Here is a 17,173-nt window from a genome sequence, read left to right on the forward strand (position 1 = left end):
AACAAAAAAATGTGAGGGAATGTAGATGAAACGATTTATCTTGGTTATACCTTTATTGGCTGCTGTTATTGCCTCTCCAACTCAAATGAAAGCAAGTCCAATGCCTTGTAGTGCAGTACTCGAACCGGTAAATCAAAAACTGAAAAATGCGAAGGGTGCGGCACTAATCTATAAAGTGCAGTTATACCCGCCAAGTGCTGCAAGAACGAATATGAGTATTCTTGCTGTCCACCTTCCTCAGCCATCTTCTTATGGAAGCTACGACGGTTATGAAGGTTTGCCGCCAAAACAGGGGAAATCAGTTGGCGATTTAAACTATATCCGACTCCCGAGGGAGAGAGTCCTAATTGGGCTGGAAGGATTGATTCCATATCAGCTGAAATGACAAATGTTAAAGTGCAAGTGCGCCTTTCAAATTCTAAGACACAAAAGTTGGGACCGAGTGTATTAACAAACAATATTCAATCTTGCTATTAGAAATGTAGAGCTCTTATCAAAGAGAGCAATGCGACTGGATCTTTTGTAAATTGTCAAAAAGGTAATTGATCGAGAAATTCTGGTGAAAAATGAAGAAGAGTCCATTAAGATGGAATGTCTGGAGTCAATTCATCATTTGACAGAAGAGAGCCGGTAAAAGTCGATATTGCGTTTGATTTTGTACATAGAAAGACGGCATAAAAAGAAATGGTTAGCTAAAAAGGCAAAGAGTCAACGCTCTTTACCATCAGGTGTTTTCCTTAAGCGGTCTGCAATATGCTTAATTAAATTCAGCGCAGCAGTCACTAATCCAATAACTAAAACAATTTCAAGTAAGAGGATAAATCCAAAATTTAAACCGCGACTTTCAAAGTAATCATCGGTAAAAAAGAGCAATTGATAAATTCCAAGCATTAGCACAATAAAGGAAGCGCCTATAATCGCCAGAGACTTTTTAGAGAACTCCTTAGTATGGTTGAAATTATAAACCAATAAGAACAAAAATAGACAAGCCATAGCGATCTTATGAGTCAATGAATCACTTGCTGAGAAACCTTGCACAAGTAAGGAGATAATTAATCCGGTCATTCCGATTATTTTGTTCAATATATCACCTGCTTTGTATAAGTATGACCTTAGATGTCAGCTTACCAATTAAAGGTGATATTCTCAACATAATGCAGTTAAAACTTAACTTAAAATCGTAATTTTAAGAACAAATTTAGAGTGGATCATGACATGCTGTTTATTATGCTGTAAACAAACGCAACAATAAATAATGGATAAGAGATAACAGCAATTAGTTTTGAAGATTTGCTCTTTTTTTCAAATGTGTATATTAGTGCAAATCCTAAAAAGAATATTGTGACAAACCAAGAAGAATAGGATGGGTACAATGCAATAAGTAAGACAATAAGAGTGGATAACGCAAAAGAAGAGTCAAGTGTTATTTTCTGATCGTTTTTCAAATAAACCGCCTCCTTACACATATTCCGCCATATAAAAACACTTAAACATTATATTAAGTCAGCATGATTAAATGATAAACATTTTAAGTCAAGAACAAGATAAAGCAATCCGGCATTTCAAGGACAAGCTGAACATGTCTGAAAAACTGTACATATCCTTAGTTAATGTAAACTGCTTATAGATAAGCAAAATGATTAAGCGGAAAGGCTGTATAGACTTATAGAACCTTATATAAACATTAGATCGCTTAAAGAAGGCGATGTGGTTGATCAGCCATTGAATATTTCATGATGCAATTATGCGGTTCTATAGTGGTGAAGACCTCGCCGTGTTCCATTTGTCTAGGGGGAATTTGTTTAAATTCATAAACATGAGGCGTTTTAGTCTGTCATTTCCTAAAATAGTGTTTTATTCTTGTTACAAATATGCAAGAAGGGCGGTTTGAACGTGTATAGAGTGTTTATAATGCTATTAATTTTGTTATGTATAACATTAGGGTGTCAAAACCAACATAGCAAACATTTTATGGAGGCTGAGCAAACTATGGTCGGCTATGTCATTTTAAAAAGAGAGAATCAAGCAATTCTCATACCTAATGAAAAAGCTGATGTTAAAGACTATGAAAATCTTAGTGAAAAAGAGATTATTGAAAAGTATAGATCGGATATAGTTTTACTGGGACTTAGTCAACTTAACAATAAAGATGACTTGAGCAAAGGACAAAAAATTCGTATTTGGTATAAAAAATTAAATGAATCTTCACCTCCAAAAACAAATATATCAAAATTTAAAATTATTCAGTAAGTGGTATTGTTTCCTAGGAATACCGCTGCAAAACTGAAGCGGCATTTTAAACAGAAATAATGTCTTCAAACCTCATCTCATTCTTCATTCGCGGTGGCTTATTCCTGCCCCGAGATTTATTTGACGATTGTTGACTCAGGTGCAGAGAAGGCATATGTCAAGAACACATTTTGAATTACTGGGCACCTTGAATAAAGCCAGCATTCCCATATTTATATGCGAAGAGATCGGTACTGAACGCTGGATAAAGAAAAAAGTAACCATACATTTGAACAAGCTTGCGAGGCTTTGATAAAGAAAGAACAGTCAAGAGACGAACCATTACATACATATAATACTCCTGTGAAAGCGGGGGTGTAGTTTTGGAACCTTACCAACGTTATGAGGAATTGAAGAAGAAAACAATAAAGGTTGTCCATAAAGATAATTACAGTATCCGCTATATAGATCAGGATGAAGCGAGTAATGACTTAGATGAATTTTATAAACAATTTGCTCAGCATTTATTGGAGGCTGCTTTGGAAAGGAGTGCAGAGTAAGCTTCTTTTTTTGATTTATTTGTGGTAAGTATCTTAATAAACGGCTTTATCGGTACTGATGTTAATCACATGCGTTACTTCTTGCAGCAAAGCGGCTTCTGCGACATTTTGTCCGCCGATAAGGTTGGTTTGAATGGCTTCAAAGGGATTATCCTCACATGTCGGAACCTGCTTCAGCGCAGCTGTGTGAAAGACAATATCAACACCTTTCATCACTTGGTTGACTCTTCTGTAGTCACGAACATCGCCGAGCACAAACGACAGTCTTTGTTCATCCGCGTATTTTTGTTTCATCACATATTGTTTGCTGTCATCTTTGCTGAACACAATGACTTTTTTAGGGGTTAAGAGCAAAAGGCGTTTTACTATTTGGCTTCCGATTGATCCTGTTCCGCCTGTGACGAGAACAGTTTTATCGTGAAAAAACGGTTGTAGCTCTACTGCTTGCTGTTTAGGCATGGCTTATCCTCCAACTCTCGTTTCTCTACCATGCATCATATGTTGAACAATTTCAGCGAGTTAATGAAAGAAACCAATAAATCAAAAATTAGAGAAAAACATTAATCTGATGCGCTTTCATATCGCTTTACCCGATTAATAGAATAGAACTTACAAATAAAACAATGTACTAAATATTCATAAAGAATATTTGCTCACGTCAATTTTTTCTCTTCATAAATTCTCACATTTTGACAATCTTCACAAAAACTTAACACTGAACTTCCTGTATGTATTTTACAATTAGAGTGCACGTTCATAAAAGGAGGATGGAAAATGAATCATTCAAAAACACTTTTGTTAACCGCGGCAGCCGGATTGATGCTCACATGCGGTGCGGTTTCTTCCCAGGCCAAGCATAAGCTGTCTGATCCTTATCATTTTACAGTGAATGCGACGGCGGAAACAGAGCCGGTTGATACAGCCGGTGATGCAGCTGATGATCCTGCGATTTGGCTGGACTCCAAGAATCCTCAGAACAGCAAATTGATCACAACCAATAAAAAATCAGGCTTAGTCGTGTACAGCCTAGAGGGAAAGATGCTTCATTCCTATCATACCGGGAAACTGAACAATGTTGATATCCGCTATGATTTTCCGTTGAACGGAAAAAAAGTCGATATTGCGGCGGCATCCAATCGGTCTGAAGGAAAGAATACCATTGAGATTTACGCCATTGACGGGAAAAACGGCACATTACAAAGCATTACGGACCCAGACCGCCCGATTGCGTCAGCAATTGATGAAGTATACGGTTTCAGCTTGTACCACAGTCAAAAAACAGGAAAATATTACGCGATGGTGACAGGAAAAGAAGGCGAATTTGAACAATACGAATTAAATGCGGATAAAAATGGATACATATCCGGCAAAAAGGTAAGGGCGTTTAAAATGAATTCTCAGACAGAAGGGATGGCAGCAGACGATGAATACGGCAGTCTTTATATCGCAGAAGAAGATGAGGCCATCTGGAAGTTCAGCGCTGAGCCGGACGGCGGCAGTAACGGAACGGTGATCGATCGTGCCGACGGCAGGCATTTAACCCCTGATATTGAAGGACTGACGATTTACTACGCTGCTGACGGGAAAGGTTATCTGCTTGCATCAAGCCAGGGTAACAGCAGCTACGCGATTTATGAAAGACAGGGACAGAACAAATATGTTGCGGACTTTCAGATAACAGACGGGCCTGAAACAGACGGCACAAGCGATACAGACGGAATTGACGTTCTGGGTTTCGGGCTGGGGCCTGAATATCCGTTCGGCCTTTTTGTCGCACAGGACGGAGAAAATATAGATCACGGCCAAAAGGCCAATCAAAATTTTAAAATGGTGCCATGGGAAAGAATCGCTGATAAAATCAGCTTTCGCCCGCAGGTCAATAAACAGGTTGACCCGAGAAAACTGACTGACAGAAGCGGAAAATAAACATAAAAAAAGCAGCTTATCCAAGCTGCTTTTTGATGTGAAGAGCGTTTCATGAGAAAGTCTTGGAACGGATAGCCGAAAGCACAGCCGGCAGCCGGTCATACGTGTACGCCGGTACTGTCTCTTGGTAATTAAGCGCCGCGATTTGTTTACGTTCACCCGGGTTTGTCATATAAAATTGGATCTTATCCGCAAAATCTGCAAACCCGCTGTAAGAAACAAATGATGAAAACGGGGGCGCGGGAGAAAGGTCTGTCAGCTGAAAGGCCTGACAAGCCGCAATGTCTAAGCTTCTTGTATTTAAACTGATATTTTCGATGCCGCGTCCGTTCTGATTGAGCGCAAACCGATAAGAACGGTGAGGGTTTAAGACCACGTCTGCGCTGTTGTAATATAATGCGGCACGTTCGGGTGCAATCCATTCATCCATTACGAGCACATTTTGCTGCCTGGCGATTTTTTTAGGCAGATGTCTGCGCCATCCCTTCCCGATAATACGAAGCGTATACGGAAGCTTTGCCGCTGCTTTCACCAGTTCAACGCGGTTCGGATACGGGTATCCGATCAGAAGCAGATTTGTGTGAAGAGAGGCTTCAGCAGGTTGTTTCTTAAAAAGCCGCTGATTAACGGGGATCGGTACATAATATACGTGCTGTAAGCCCATTTGCCGATAAGCATCAAGCGCGTTTTGTTCTATCGTCAAAACGGCATCGGCGAAAGGGGCGATTGTCATGCTCACATCGAAATAAAAAGGATCCTCCGTCATCCATAGATAAACGGGAATCTGTTCTGTCTTCAGCCATTGAAGCCATTCAGACGGAATACGGTCTCCCGTCATCATCAGACTGATGTCTGGTTTGAATGCCCGTATACTGCGGATGGTATCTTCCTCAAACTCAGAAACAGAAAAAAAGCGGACGGAAGACTGTAAAAAGCCTTCCTCGATCCAGCGGTCAAAATACGTGTATATGCCTTTATATCCTGAACGGATATATAAAACGTTCATATGCTGTTACGAAGTGAACGTGACACTTTCAACTTTGTCGACGTCAAGCAATGTTGTAGCAGAGCCTGCCGGTGTAACGGAATTTTCCTGCGTAACAAAAACGATTCCGTGAATTTCGTCAAAGGCAACAAATTGAACCGGGCCGATCATGTCTCCTGAATCCATCACAATGCTGATGACAGTGCCGGGCTGGATTCTTGCAAAAATCCATCTCGCCGCTAATGAAATACCGCTTCCCAATACAGATTGTGCGCTGAGACTGTCTTTCGCCGCTGCTTCATCTACTTTTGCATCAATTGCCGATTCCAATAATTCTTTTACGCTGTTTTTCACGTTATCTCCTCCATCTGTGCCGCCAGATAAAGCGCTGTTGTCAAATACAGGGGCTAAAAGAGTTTTCAATAAGTTCTTTTTAAGCTCCAAACGATCCTCGCTCATGCGGACATACACCTCCTTTAACAATTTCAACCTCACGTTTATTCATATTCCTGATTGAAGAGATTGGTATAAGTCGAATGCCGTTTTGCTTGTGTTTTTTTCAATATTTAATCAAACAGCTGAATTTTCGAATCAGGCTTTGTTTGCCTATGCGGATTGTAAGAGTATGACATACGTTGTATAGATTAAAAAATGAAGGAGAGGAATACTTTGGATTCAGAAGAAACTGTAAAACACGGGGGTTTTGAGGAGGAATTTCAGCTCGTACTGCTTCTTCTTCTTTTGTTATCCCGTCAGCCGTCCGGAGATCATTCAGATTTGCGGCGTCAGCTTGTAATGGCAAAAGAGCTTGGAATTCCTGTATCACGCGTCAATCTGATTAACGGCAGCACACTGCAAAACGTAATTGTCAAAGAAGTGCTGTCAGATTTGGCCGTTTTTCAAAATCCGCTCAATAATACGAGATCAAACGTCGCGATTTCAAGCATCGTCAGCTGGGGTGCTTTTTAATAACGGATATCAGGCTCTGTCTCTTTCGGAGCCGTTTTTTACGTTTTACAGAAGGGGTGACGGGATGGAAAAGAAGATCTCAATTATCTTAACGAGTTACAACAAACCGGATCTTGTGAAACAGGCGATTGAAAGTGTTTTGCATCAGACCTACAGCAATTGGGAGCTGTTTGTGATGGATGATCATTCAAATGAAGAAACCTCGGCTGCCATCAGTACGTATATAAAAGATCCTCGCATATATTATGACAACAGTTTTATCAATCCTGCCGAACGGCTGAAGTCGACCCGGTATGCCGTTTTGATTAATGATGCGCTTTCACGGGCTAAAGGCGAATACATCACTTATTTGACAGACGACACCGTATTTCATCCGGATAGGCTCAGCCGCATGGCGGAAGCGCTTAATCAATGCAGCGGGTTTGATGCCGTCTATTCCAGCCAGAAGGTGATACATGTAAACGGGCGCGGAACAGAACAATTTCACTTCTATCGTTTTGCTGAAGAGGTGCTTGATCAGGCCGCTTTTCTCGTTGATCACTGTTCAGTGATGCACCGGAGATCATTGCTTGAGCGTGTGAAAGAGAAGTTCGGCAGCTTTTGGGATGAAGATGTTATACATTGGAATCACGGAGACTCTGTTTTTTGGAGCAGGCTCAACACATTTACATCATTTCTGCCGATAAAAGAAGTGTTGGATACGACCTATAAAACACCTCACTCATTTCAGAACACGTATCAATCGCTTCCGTCTGTCCTGATCGATGGGTCTTTTGTAAAAGGGACGGACCAGAAAGTATATCAGCTTGACCGAAATAAAAGGAAGCCTGTAAACGAGCGCTGGCATACGTTATATGAAGGGCGAACTGTCGTCATTCCGGATCCGTTTTTATTTCAATATGAGGAAGAGAACTCCGTCAGTATTCCGAATTTTCAGCTCGTCAGGGATCAGTTTCATGTTTATTTTATAGAAGACGGGGAGAAAAGGCTGGTTGATCATAGCGCATTTCGCTTTTACCGATTTAAACGGCATGACATCCCGGCTTTAGAACGGGGCGAAATACAAGCGCTTCCGGACGGTCCGCCGATCAGCAGGGGGACATCGGGCTGTATTCAACATCTGCCCGGGAGAATGCTGTTTCGCATTGAACGGGAATTTTATGTTTATTTGAGAGGGGTTCTCCATCCGATCAGTCATGACGTAGCGAAACGCTTTTTTGCGAATCAGAAGGCGATACCCATTTCCTTTCAGCAAATTAAACAATTACCAATTGGAATGCCGTTCTATCCGGTGTACGATGAAATTATGAGAAATCTCAATATAACAAAAGGTTGAGAGATGCAGTTGGATGTGTAAGGAAAAGGAGAGCTTTTATGACCGATCAATTTGATAAAACCGAGAAGCAGTATATAGAGCTTACTTCCGGCATTCAGAGGTTCGAGCATTTCAGTGTATATACGGACCCTTTTTTGCCGCAGATTTTTTCACATAACTTTGTTCAGCTGCACCGTACATTTCAGTTAGACAAACTGCTGCCGTTTTTTTCGTCCGTTCCGGGCATGCTTCAAGCCAATTATATTCATGTGAAAGCGGCTCCGGAGCACACGTTTCCGCTTCTTCTGAAACAAACTCTGGTAAAACAGGGCTGCGTAGTGGAAGATGAGCTGTTTTTTGCAAGGAAACTGGAAAATGGGGACCTGCAGGCCGGGCACCCGCTCACTGCTTGGGGGACGGAAAAAAGCCTCGCCGACGGGTCGTCTATTATGAACATCTATGATGCCCTTTACATTGGCGAGGCGGCGGCCGAACAAAAGCTTGAGCGGAAATATCCTTTGTATAAGGACGGAACGGTTATGCTTGTCGTGTGCTACAGCGATGCCTCACAAACGATTCCGATCGGCTGCGGAGAGCTTTTCATCAACAAAGCAGATAAAACCGCAAAAATAGAAGAAGTCGCAATTCTGGATCAATTCCAACGAAAAGGCTACGGATCGATATTGATGAATGAGCTGATGGCGGCGGCAAAGCTGAACGGCATGGAAACCGTATACCTTGTGACGTCCGGGATGGACGGTGTAAACCGCTTTTATGAAAAACTCGGCTTCAAAAGATTTCGGCGCGTGCATACAATTTTTCATTATTTTCTTACATAGTTGGGCATTCGCATAAACCAATTGGGAGTTGGCCCGCATACAATGCCGTATATCGTAAGAAGAAAGGATGATTTGCGTATGTACGGATATGGCTACGGTTGCGGCAGTTTTGGCTATGGTTACGGGCACGGCGGCTGCGGAGGCGGAACCAGCACTTTTGTGCTGATCGTGGTATTGTTTATTTTATTAATCATCGTCGGTGCGGCTTTTATTTGTTAGACTGAAAAAAATCCTATAATGAAAATCAGCCTGCAGAGAACATCACTTTCTGCAGGCTTTTTGTTATTTCCATGCTGAAAAATCAGCTTGAAAAACATTTTAATACATATTACCTTTCTGGAGAAGGGGGCGAAAATGTGAACATAACGATTGAAGAATTACCTGAATCAAGAATTGCTTATTTCCGAAACATCGGAGAGTATGGCGGAAAGCAAAACAAAGAACTGATGGAGTCATTTAAAAACTGGGCGCAATTGAATGGTCTGCTTGATCATTCTGTCATTTTAGGAATTCCGCAAGACCATCCGAATCGTACTCCTAAAGAGAAATGCCGCTATGATGTTTGTCTTGTTATCAATCAAGACCATGTGCCTGAACCAGCCCGGATCGGTACATTTTCCGGAGGGAAGTACGCTGTCTTCTTGCTTGACCACACAAAAGAGGCAGTCAGTGGATTTTGGAATACTGTTTTTTCTGAGATCGAAAAAAATAATTTATCAATCAGAGAACAGCCCATTATCGAAAGGTATACTTTACAAAAGGTGAATCATCATTTGTGTGAAATAATGATTCCCATACAGTAAAGAAGACGGGAATTTTCCGCCTTCTGCTTATACTGATTCAGATCAAAAATGATGTGATGATGAGCTGAGCAAAGAATAAAATCAACAATAGGAATAGAATTTCCAGAACGCTCTTCAGGCTGTCGGAACATCACCGGCAGCCTGTTTTACAGAAAGGTATTTTCTGCAAAAAACTTTCTGAAGGATAAGAATGCGGTTATTCATCTGTTCATACAATGAAGCAAATGGGTTTTCGAGGTGGAAAGATATGGGGAGCTATTTAATCAAACCGGAGCTTGACGCAAATTATCCGTCAGTCAGTCATGGAAAGGGATCATATGTGTATGATCAGGAGGGGAACAAGTATCTTGACGGAGCATCGGGGGCGGTCACTTGCAATATCGGCCACGGCACGGAGGATATTATACAAGCTTTAAAAGAGCAGCTTGACTCCGTTTCGTTTGTGTACCGCTCGCAATTCACCAGTACTCCGGCAGAAGAACTGGCTTTATTTCTGGCCGATCATCTGCCGGGCGGGCTGAATTGGTCATTTTTTGTAAACAGCGGCTCAGAGGCAGTCGAAACAGCGATGAAAATGGCCGTTCAATATTGGCAGGAAAAAGGGCAATACCAAAAATCCGTCTTCCTATCAAGATGGGGCAGTTACCACGGCATTACTTTGGGAGCGCTTTCATTATCGGGGTTCTACGAACGGAGATATCGCTTCACCCAGCTGCTCGAACGGTTTCCGGCCGTTTCAGCACCTAATATGTATCGTTCTGAGCTGCAGGGAGAGGAATTTGTGAAAGCTGCGGCGGCTGAACTGGAAACGGCTGTTCAACGGATCGGTTCCTCATTTATCGCGGGATTTGTCGCAGAACCGATTGTCGGAGCAGCCGGGGCAGCCATCACTCCGCCGGCAGGTTATTATGAAGCGCTTGAGGAGGTCTGCCGCCGGCACGGTATTTTGTTTATCGCGGATGAAGTCATGACGGGGCTCGGGAGAACAGGGCGGATGCTTGCTTCTGAGCATTGGGGGATCGCACCTGATATCGCGGTGCTCGGAAAAGGGTTAGGCGCCGGTTACGCTCCGATAGCGGCAGCCGTTGCGTCTGATGACATCATTGAAACGATCAAGCGGGGCTCCGGGGTCATTATGAGCGGACATACGTACAGTGCCAACCCATACTGTGCAAGAGCGGCGCTTGAAGTGCTTCGCTATGTTAAGAAACACGAGCTGCTCCGGCAGTCAGAGGAAAAAGGCGTAATGCTGAAGCGGAAATTAGAAGAAATCAAAGAGCGCAGCGGGGTGATCGGGGATGTCCGCGGTAAAGGTCTCCTGATCGGAGTTGAATTCGTTAAGGATAAAACGACGAAGGACGTTTTTTCGAAAAAACAGGCCTTCACCGAAAAAATCATTAAAGCGGCAAAAAAACGGGGCCTGCTTATCTACCCTGCAAAGCCCGGCATTGACAGCGGAGAAGGAGACGCCGTCATCATCGCCCCGCCGTTCACGATTTCATATGCCGAGCTGGATGAGCTGTCAGATCTATTTTCCCAGGCCGCAGAAGAAGTTGAAAAAATGATGAAGAAGGATTGAGCTGATATGTCTATTTTTCATAAAAAAATCGATATTCATGAAGCAATTGCCGATGTCAAGGACGAATCTGTCATTATGTTCGGCGGTTTTGGGGGAGTGGGTTCACCTCCGTCATTAATCGAAGCGATTTTGGAGAGCGGCGTTAAAGAGCTGACCGTCATCTGCAATGATGCCGGATTTCCGGAAATCGGCATCGGGCCGCTTATCGTTCATAAGCGGGTAAAAAGGCTGATCGCTTCCCATATCGGCTCAAATCCTGTCGCGGGCAGACAAATGACTGACGGAGCGCTTGAGGTGGAATTTTCGCCGCAAGGGACGCTTGCTGAACGGATTCGCGCAGGCGGAGCGGGGCTAGGCGGTATTTTAACTGATATCGGCATTGATAACGCAACCGTTTGTGAAAACAAAGAAACCGTAACGATTGACGGAAAGTCCTATTTAGTTGAAAAAGCGCTGACGGCTGATTTCGCTTTTGTGTCCGCACATACTGCTGATGAATTCGGGAATCTGACGTTTGACAAAACGGCGCGCAACATGAACCCTCTGATGGCTGCGGCGGCCGAAAGAACATTTGCTGAGGCGGCAGAGATTGTGCCTGCCGGCGAACTTGACAGCGAGCATATTGTAACGCCGGGCGTTTTCGTGGAGGGTGTCGTGCAAAGTGAAGGAGTGAAGTGGAGATGGGCTTGGGAATAGCGGAAAGAGAGAGTATCGCGAGGCGGGCCGCCAGTGAAATTACCTCAGGTATGATTGTCAACCTGGGGATCGGCATTCCTTCTTTAGTGCCGAACTTTCTGCCGGCCGGCATGGAGGTAATGCTGCAGGCGGAAAACGGCGTCCTTGGGATCGGCGGCAGTCCGGAGCGCGGAGAGGAGGATGAGCTTTTATGCAATGCGGCCGGGTTTCCTGTCAGTACAGTTAAGGGTGCTTCCTATTTTGATTCAGCTCTGTCTTTTGCCATGATCAGAAAAGGGCTGATAGATATTACCATTTTAGGCGCGCTCCAAGTCAGCAGGACAGGTGATCTCGCCAATTGGCTCGTGCCGGGGAAAAAAGTGCCCGGAATGGGCGGGGCGATGGAGCTTGCCCAAGGCGCGAAAAAAGTGGTTGTCGTCATGAGCCACACCGATCAGAAAGGCCGGCCGAAGCTGGTCGAAAGCTGTTCATTGCCGCTTACAGCAGCGGGCTGTGCAGATCTCATCATTACAGAGAAAGCCGTCATCAGCATAGATGATGGGGCTTTTGTTCTTGAGGAACTGCTGAATGGCACGACCATAGACGATGTCATTCAAACAACGGATGCCGAAATCAGATTGGGAGAATGTTTTCTTAAAAGGGGGTCTGTCCATGGATCAATTAGAAAAGAAAGTCACTGAGTGGGCGGAAGAAAACACAGCAAAAGCGGTAAGCCTGCTGAAACGGCTGATCGGGGAAAAAAGCACGTTCGGCCATGAATTTAACGCACAGGCAGTCGTTTTAGAAAAACTGAGACAGTTCGACATGGATATTGATGTGTGGGAGCCGAGTGTCAAACATTTGAAAGAGCATGCTTATTTTGTATCGGAACGCGAAGACTTCCATGAAAGCCCGAATATCACAGCCGTAAAGAAAGGGGCCGGGGGCGGAAGATCACTGATACTGAACGGACATATTGATGTTGTCCCGGAAGGAAATCCCGCCGCATGGACGTATGAACCGTTTAACGCTGTTGAAAAGGACGGCAAAGTTTACGGCCGCGGTTCAACGGATATGAAAGGCGGCAATACAGCCCTCTTGTTTGCGTTAGAAGCGCTTGAAGCCTGCGGGATTACGTTAAAAGGAGATGTTCTGTTTCAAAGTGTCGTAGATGAAGAGTGCGGCGGCGCGGGAACACTGGCGGCTGTTATGAGGGGCTACAAGGCTGACGGGGCGCTTATTCCCGAACCGACTAATTTAAAGCTGTTTGTTAAGCAGCAAGGGTCTATGTGGTTCCGCATTACGGTAAGGGGATTGTCCGCACACGGCGGCACCCGCTATGAAGGGGTGAGCGCCATTGAAAAAAGCCTGCATGTCATCACAGCCCTTAAAGAGCTTGAACACGTCCGCAACGCCCGTATCACAGACCCGCTTTATCGGGACGTTCCGATTCCGGTTCCCATTAATATTGGCATCGTCCAAGGGGGAACGTGGCCATCATCGGTAGCTGACCGTGTGGTGATAGAAGGCAGGTGCGGAATAGCGCCGGATGAAACGCCCGAAGCAGTAAAAGAAGAGCTCGCAAGCTGGCTGAAAGATTTGGAGTATCGGGATGAATGGTTTAAACACCACCCCGCGGAAATAGAATGGTTTGGGGCTCAGTGGCTTCCGAATGATCTCCCGGATGAGCATCCGCTGATTTCCGCTCTGGAATCTTCTTTTGAGAAAATGAAAGGGGCAAAACCGGTTCGTGAAGCGTCCCCGTGGGGAACGGACGGAGGGCTTTTGCAGCACGCGGGACAGACGCCGGTCATCGTCTTCGGTCCTGGAGAAGTCAAGGCGGCGCATCAGGCGAATGAATACATTGAAATCCGGGCGTTAATCGATGCCGTCAAAATCATTTCTCTTTTTATCATGGAATGGTGCGGGGTGGCAGATGGGGGTGACGGAGCTGATAAAGGAACTGAGGGCTGAAAAGGGAGCGGCCGAGATTGATGCAGACCGTTTCAATGAGCGGCTCAGAGTCATTCGTTATGACGGACAGATCACGGCGCTTATTCCGGCCGTTTTGGCAGAAGCAAAGCAAAAAGGAGCTCAAAAGGTAATTTTCTTTGCCAAGCGCGGCGATGAGCCGGAATTTGTCAAGCATCTTTTTATTGTTGAGGGTGTCATAGACGGGTATTACAACGGGGATGAGGCTGTTGTGATGGTGCGATATTTAGCAGAGGAACGGAGACGGTCAGATTCATATGTATCAGAAGATTCGACTGTTGACCGTTTATATGAGACACCGCGGCGGGGACTGACTCAGACAGAAAGCACGCTGATGTTCAGAAAAGCGGACGAAGATGATGCAGACCGTTTAACGCACTTATATAAACATGTTTTTCTTACCTATCCGACTCCTGTCTTTAATCCCCTTTATATTAAAAAAACAATGAGAGAAAACACCGTCTATTATGCCGCATTCGATCAGGATCGTCTCATTGGGGCGGCAAGCGCAGATATCAATCCGGTATTGGGGCACGCTGAAATGACCGATTGCGCGGTTCTGTCAGATTACAGGGGGAACTCCGTAACGGCACACTTGTTTAAAGCGTTGGAGCAGGAACTCGCTGGCCGGGGAATCATCCATCTTTTTTCCTTAGCCCGTGCAGCGTCTTACGGGATGAATGCCGTTTTGTACCATGCGGGATACGGCTACAGAGGCAGGCTTGTGAACAACTGCCGCATTTCAGAAGGGCTCGAAAATATGAATATATGGTGTAAGACTTTACGTTTGGCCATTCATAAGGAGGAATTCGTTTGACAAACAAATGGTTTCAGCCGAAGCGTCATTGGAAGGAGATTGAATTGTGGAAAGATGTGCCGGAAGACAAGTGGAATGATTGGCTGTGGCAGCTCACCCATACTGTAAGAACCGTCGATGACCTGAAAAAAGTCATTCATTTGACCGAAGAGGAAGAAGAAGGCGTCAGGATGTCTGTAAAAACCATTCCCCTGAACATTACGCCTTATTATGCTTCTTTAATGGATCCCGATAACCCGAGATGTCCGATCCGCATGCAGTCCGTGCCGCTGTCAGAAGAAATGCACAAAACGAAATATGACCTTGAAGATCCGCTGTTTGAAGATGAAGATTCACCGGTTCCCGGTCTTACGCACCGCTATCCCGACCGCGTTCTTTTTCTGGTGACAAATCAATGCTCGATGTATTGCCGATATTGCACCAGAAGGCGTTTTTCCGGACAGATCGGAATGGGGGTGCCGAAAAAACAGCTTGATGCGGCCATCGCTTACATCCGGGAAACGCCGGAAATCCGTGACTGCCTGATTTCCGGCGGAGACGGGCTTTTAATTAACGATCAGATTCTGGAATATATTTTGAAAAACCTGCGTGACATTCCCCACCTTGAAATTATCCGGATCGGAACGAGAGCGCCCGTCGTATTTCCGCAGCGGATAACGGATAATCTTTGTGAGATTTTGAAAAAATATCATCCGGTCTGGCTGAACACTCATTTTAATACGAGCATCGAACTGACGGAAGAATCGGTAGCGGCGTGTGAAAAGCTCGTTAACGCAGGTGTTCCGGTCGGTAACCAAGCCGTTATTTTAGCAGGCATTAACGATTCGGTGCCGATTATGAAAAAACTCATGCATGATTTAGTGAAAATCCGCGTGCGTCCGTATTATATTTATCAATGTGATTTGTCAGAGGGAATCGGCCATTTCAGAGCGCCTGTGTCAAAAGGGCTGGAAATCATTGAAGGACTGAGGGGCCACACAACGGGCTTTGCCGTGCCGACCTTTGTCGTCGACGCCCCGGGCGGAGGCGGTAAAATCGCCCTGCAGCCGAACTACTTGCTCTCCCAAAGTCCGGAGAAAGTTGTGATCAGAAACTTCGAAGGGGTGATTACATCTTATCCCGAGCCGGAAAACTATATCCCGAATCAAGCCGACGACTATTTTGAATCTGTTTTTCCGGGAACGATGGCCAAACACGAGCCGGTCGGACTGAGCGCCATTTTCGCGGACAAAGAGGTTTCGTTCACACCGGAAAATGTATCGAGGATCGACAGGAGGAAAACGTTTACATCAAACCCTGATCATGAAACGCTGAAAGACCGCAGGGAAAAGAGAGATGAATTGAAAGAAAAGAAATTTATTGCACAGCAAAAGAAAGAGCAAAAAGCAGGATCGGAAGTCGGAGGTGAGTCGCCGTGAAGCCATGCGAGTGGTGCGGCAATCAGAAGGCGTCAGCTAGTCAGGCGGCTGTGTACTGGGAGCTTCCTGACGGTACGAGGGCCATAGAAATTACAGAAACACCCGCATTCGCCTGTTCCTCCTGCGGCATGACTTATCAGGAGGAAGCGGTCATAGCGGAAATCGAAAATCAGCTTTTTTTAGTCGATGCAAAAAAATTACCGGAAACACTCACATATCAAGAGCTGATGGAGACAGAACGGATCTTGAAACGAAATTATTTTGACTTCTCCTAGTCTTCTTTTGTTGTAATTTCACACTTGAATTGTATAATAGTACAACAAAAGACAGTCATCAGGAGGGGAAACCCATGAAATCCTTTTATCACTATTTGATGAAATACAGGCATCCCAAGCCGCAGGACGCAATCAGCCAGTTTGCGAATCAGGCATACGAAGATCACGGCTTTCCGAAAACGTCAAGCGATTATCACGAGCTCAGTTCTTATTTAGAACTGAGCGCCGACTATTTAGAAACGATGGCGACATTTGATGAAGCTTGGGAAAAATATGAGACCGAGGTGCATCACGCCTGACGAAAAACCGCACATTGTGCGGTTTTTTTCTGTTGAAATCACTCGCTTATGAGGTGCCGTATGAGCAAATTCCGCAACGCGTCCGTTTTGATCAGCACGTAAACAAATCTTCCTGACGGCACGTATCATAAGGCAGTAGAATGTATAGCTGCAGAGTTCACCGGATCAGGCCTGCTGCCGGCGGGGCCCCGTGTAAGGATCCTCTTTTTCACGGAGAAATAATCAAACTTTTAAATGAAGTGAGGGGAATCAAATGATCCATTAGGTAAGACTGATGAGGCACTGACGTTTGGACGGGAAAGGGGATTTTATGTGACAAGGTTGAAGCGGATTGAAGTTGTGGCTTCATTGAAAGCCGAAGCAAATCTTGAACATTACGGCGGTGATATTGTCAACATGCCTTCGGGCCGGGTATTTTCCTTTGCGTCATAGAGAAAAAACAAAAACTCATAAAAAATAGAAGCTTTTTGTTTCAGCATTGTTACTGCTCAG

The 17,173-nt window shown here is 44.7% G+C and carries 21 protein-coding genes and 2 pseudogenes; 18 read left to right on the forward strand and 5 right to left on the reverse strand.

Annotated features, from left to right (window positions below; all coding sequences use genetic code 11):
- Positions 1–25 precede the first annotated feature (25 nt).
- A pseudogene (locus tag ACWHAR_RS04360) lies at positions 26–477 on the forward strand (hypothetical protein).
- Positions 478–708: 231 nt separating this feature from the next.
- Here the strand turns inward: ACWHAR_RS04360 and ACWHAR_RS04365 are convergent.
- Both ACWHAR_RS04365 and ACWHAR_RS04370 read right to left on the reverse strand, forming a co-directional pair.
- On the reverse strand, positions 709–1,083 hold the full coding sequence (locus ACWHAR_RS04365) for a YoqO family protein (protein ID WP_007407921.1): 375 nt from the start codon (positions 1,081–1,083) through the stop codon (positions 709–711).
- A 125-nt stretch (positions 1,084–1,208) separates the two neighbouring features.
- A complete protein-coding gene (locus ACWHAR_RS04370; protein ID WP_007407922.1) occupies positions 1,209–1,445 on the reverse strand; it encodes a hypothetical protein in 237 nt (78 codons plus the stop codon).
- Positions 1,446–1,893: 448 nt separating this feature from the next.
- Here ACWHAR_RS04370 and ACWHAR_RS04375 point away from each other — a divergent pair, with 448 nt between their 5' ends.
- The 3 genes and pseudogenes from ACWHAR_RS04375 (at position 1,894) to sprB (ending at position 2,789) form a co-directional block, all read left to right on the forward strand.
- Positions 1,894–2,250, forward strand: coding sequence for a DUF3221 domain-containing protein (locus tag ACWHAR_RS04375; protein WP_032873513.1), 357 nt, complete (start codon positions 1,894–1,896; stop codon positions 2,248–2,250).
- A 187-nt stretch (positions 2,251–2,437) separates the two neighbouring features.
- Positions 2,438–2,610: pseudogene (locus ACWHAR_RS04380) on the forward strand (hypothetical protein); the annotation flags it as partial.
- A 2-nt stretch (positions 2,611–2,612) separates the two neighbouring features.
- Positions 2,613–2,789 (forward strand): recombination directionality factor SprB, encoded by a 177-nt coding sequence (gene sprB, locus ACWHAR_RS04385; protein ID WP_007612049.1) that lies wholly within the window; start codon positions 2,613–2,615, stop codon positions 2,787–2,789.
- A 33-nt stretch (positions 2,790–2,822) separates the two neighbouring features.
- Here sprB and ACWHAR_RS04390 read toward each other — a convergent pair whose 3' ends face one another.
- The gene (locus ACWHAR_RS04390) at positions 2,823–3,248 is read right to left on the reverse strand and encodes an SDR family NAD(P)-dependent oxidoreductase (protein ID WP_032873355.1); all 426 of its coding nucleotides are present in this window, start codon (positions 3,246–3,248) and stop codon (positions 2,823–2,825) included.
- A gap of 315 nt (positions 3,249–3,563) precedes the next feature.
- Between ACWHAR_RS04390 and phyC the strand changes: the two genes are divergently transcribed.
- The gene (gene phyC, locus ACWHAR_RS04395) at positions 3,564–4,715 is read left to right on the forward strand and encodes a 3-phytase (RefSeq protein WP_032873358.1); all 1,152 of its coding nucleotides are present in this window, start codon (positions 3,564–3,566) and stop codon (positions 4,713–4,715) included.
- A gap of 49 nt (positions 4,716–4,764) precedes the next feature.
- Here the strand turns inward: phyC and ACWHAR_RS04400 are convergent, their stop codons facing one another.
- Positions 4,765–5,721 carry a CgeB family protein gene (locus ACWHAR_RS04400; protein WP_032873360.1) on the reverse strand — a complete coding sequence of 319 codons (957 nt, stop codon included), beginning with the start codon at positions 5,719–5,721 and terminating at the stop codon, positions 4,765–4,767.
- Between the two features lie 6 nt (positions 5,722–5,727).
- The gene (locus ACWHAR_RS04405; RefSeq protein WP_029326144.1) at positions 5,728–6,159 is read right to left on the reverse strand and encodes a hypothetical protein; all 432 of its coding nucleotides are present in this window, start codon (positions 6,157–6,159) and stop codon (positions 5,728–5,730) included.
- Between the two features lie 210 nt (positions 6,160–6,369).
- On the opposite strand from ACWHAR_RS04405, the gene cgeC reads away from it, so the two are divergent.
- The 13 genes from cgeC (at position 6,370) to ACWHAR_RS04470 (ending at position 16,681) form a co-directional block, all read left to right on the forward strand.
- Positions 6,370–6,669, forward strand: a complete 300-nt coding sequence (gene cgeC / locus ACWHAR_RS04410; protein ID WP_032873363.1) for a spore maturation protein CgeC — start codon at positions 6,370–6,372, stop codon at positions 6,667–6,669.
- Positions 6,670–6,733: 64 nt separating this feature from the next.
- Positions 6,734–8,005 carry a glycosyltransferase family 2 protein gene (locus tag ACWHAR_RS04415; RefSeq protein ID WP_032873365.1) on the forward strand — a complete coding sequence of 424 codons (1,272 nt, stop codon included), beginning with the start codon at positions 6,734–6,736 and terminating at the stop codon, positions 8,003–8,005.
- 38 nt (positions 8,006–8,043) lie between these two features.
- The gene (locus ACWHAR_RS04420; protein ID WP_032873367.1) at positions 8,044–8,823 is read left to right on the forward strand and encodes a GNAT family N-acetyltransferase; all 780 of its coding nucleotides are present in this window, start codon (positions 8,044–8,046) and stop codon (positions 8,821–8,823) included.
- 78 nt (positions 8,824–8,901) lie between these two features.
- Positions 8,902–9,042: a YjcZ family sporulation protein gene (locus tag ACWHAR_RS04425; protein ID WP_007612029.1), complete on the forward strand. Its 141-nt coding sequence runs from the start codon at positions 8,902–8,904 to the stop codon at positions 9,040–9,042.
- 137 nt (positions 9,043–9,179) lie between these two features.
- Positions 9,180–9,626, forward strand: a complete 447-nt coding sequence (locus ACWHAR_RS04430) for an AraC family transcriptional regulator (protein WP_032873515.1) — start codon at positions 9,180–9,182, stop codon at positions 9,624–9,626.
- A 247-nt stretch (positions 9,627–9,873) separates the two neighbouring features.
- Positions 9,874–11,205 (forward strand): aspartate aminotransferase family protein, encoded by a 1,332-nt coding sequence (locus ACWHAR_RS04435; RefSeq protein ID WP_032873369.1) that lies wholly within the window; start codon positions 9,874–9,876, stop codon positions 11,203–11,205.
- Positions 11,206–11,211: 6 nt separating this feature from the next.
- Positions 11,212–11,901 (forward strand): CoA transferase subunit A, encoded by a 690-nt coding sequence (locus ACWHAR_RS04440; protein ID WP_012117777.1) that lies wholly within the window; start codon positions 11,212–11,214, stop codon positions 11,899–11,901.
- Entirely contained in the window at positions 11,886–12,581 is a 696-nt protein-coding gene (locus ACWHAR_RS04445; RefSeq protein ID WP_007612023.1) for a 3-oxoacid CoA-transferase subunit B, read from the forward strand. The genes ACWHAR_RS04440 and ACWHAR_RS04445 overlap by 16 nt, the downstream gene beginning before the upstream one ends.
- On the forward strand, positions 12,547–13,854 hold the full coding sequence (locus tag ACWHAR_RS04450; RefSeq protein WP_087920798.1) for a peptidase: 1,308 nt from the start codon (positions 12,547–12,549) through the stop codon (positions 13,852–13,854). Before ACWHAR_RS04445 ends, ACWHAR_RS04450 begins: the two co-directional genes overlap by 35 nt.
- On the forward strand, positions 13,817–14,689 hold the full coding sequence (gene ablB / locus ACWHAR_RS04455) for a putative beta-lysine N-acetyltransferase (RefSeq protein ID WP_032873373.1): 873 nt from the start codon (positions 13,817–13,819) through the stop codon (positions 14,687–14,689). The genes ACWHAR_RS04450 and ablB overlap by 38 nt, the downstream gene beginning before the upstream one ends.
- Entirely contained in the window at positions 14,686–16,107 is a 1,422-nt protein-coding gene (gene kamA / locus ACWHAR_RS04460) for a lysine 2,3-aminomutase (protein WP_007612018.1), read from the forward strand. Before ablB ends, kamA begins: the two co-directional genes overlap by 4 nt.
- Complete coding sequence (locus ACWHAR_RS04465) at positions 16,104–16,382, forward strand: YokU family protein (protein ID WP_029326147.1); 279 nt, start codon at positions 16,104–16,106, stop codon at positions 16,380–16,382. The genes kamA and ACWHAR_RS04465 overlap by 4 nt, the downstream gene beginning before the upstream one ends.
- 74 nt (positions 16,383–16,456) lie before the next feature.
- Positions 16,457–16,681: a YozE family protein gene (locus ACWHAR_RS04470; RefSeq protein ID WP_007407941.1), complete on the forward strand. Its 225-nt coding sequence runs from the start codon at positions 16,457–16,459 to the stop codon at positions 16,679–16,681.
- The last annotated feature ends 492 nt before the right edge of the window (positions 16,682–17,173 follow it).

Source organism: Bacillus sp. LR--39, assembly GCF_053613335.1.

Coding starts and splice junctions, on each gene's coding strand:
- ACWHAR_RS04390 (WP_032873355.1), bottom strand. CDS start 3,248: ATGCCTAAACAGCAAGCAGTAGAGCTACAACCGTTTTTTCACGATAAA.
- phyC (WP_032873358.1), top strand. CDS start 3,564: ATGAATCATTCAAAAACACTTTTGTTAACCGCGGCAGCCGGATTGATG.
- ACWHAR_RS04400 (WP_032873360.1), bottom strand. CDS start 5,721: ATGAACGTTTTATATATCCGTTCAGGATATAAAGGCATATACACGTAT.
- ACWHAR_RS04405 (WP_029326144.1), bottom strand. CDS start 6,159: ATGAGCGAGGATCGTTTGGAGCTTAAAAAGAACTTATTGAAAACTCTT.
- ACWHAR_RS04415 (WP_032873365.1), top strand. CDS start 6,734: ATGGAAAAGAAGATCTCAATTATCTTAACGAGTTACAACAAACCGGAT.
- ACWHAR_RS04420 (WP_032873367.1), top strand. CDS start 8,044: ATGACCGATCAATTTGATAAAACCGAGAAGCAGTATATAGAGCTTACT.
- ACWHAR_RS04425 (WP_007612029.1), top strand. CDS start 8,902: ATGTACGGATATGGCTACGGTTGCGGCAGTTTTGGCTATGGTTACGGG.
- ACWHAR_RS04435 (WP_032873369.1), top strand. CDS start 9,874: ATGGGGAGCTATTTAATCAAACCGGAGCTTGACGCAAATTATCCGTCA.
- ACWHAR_RS04440 (WP_012117777.1), top strand. CDS start 11,212: ATGTCTATTTTTCATAAAAAAATCGATATTCATGAAGCAATTGCCGAT.
- ACWHAR_RS04445 (WP_007612023.1), top strand. CDS start 11,886: ATGGGCTTGGGAATAGCGGAAAGAGAGAGTATCGCGAGGCGGGCCGCC.
- ablB (WP_032873373.1), top strand. CDS start 13,817: ATGGGGGTGACGGAGCTGATAAAGGAACTGAGGGCTGAAAAGGGAGCG.
- ACWHAR_RS04470 (WP_007407941.1), top strand. CDS start 16,457: ATGAAATCCTTTTATCACTATTTGATGAAATACAGGCATCCCAAGCCG.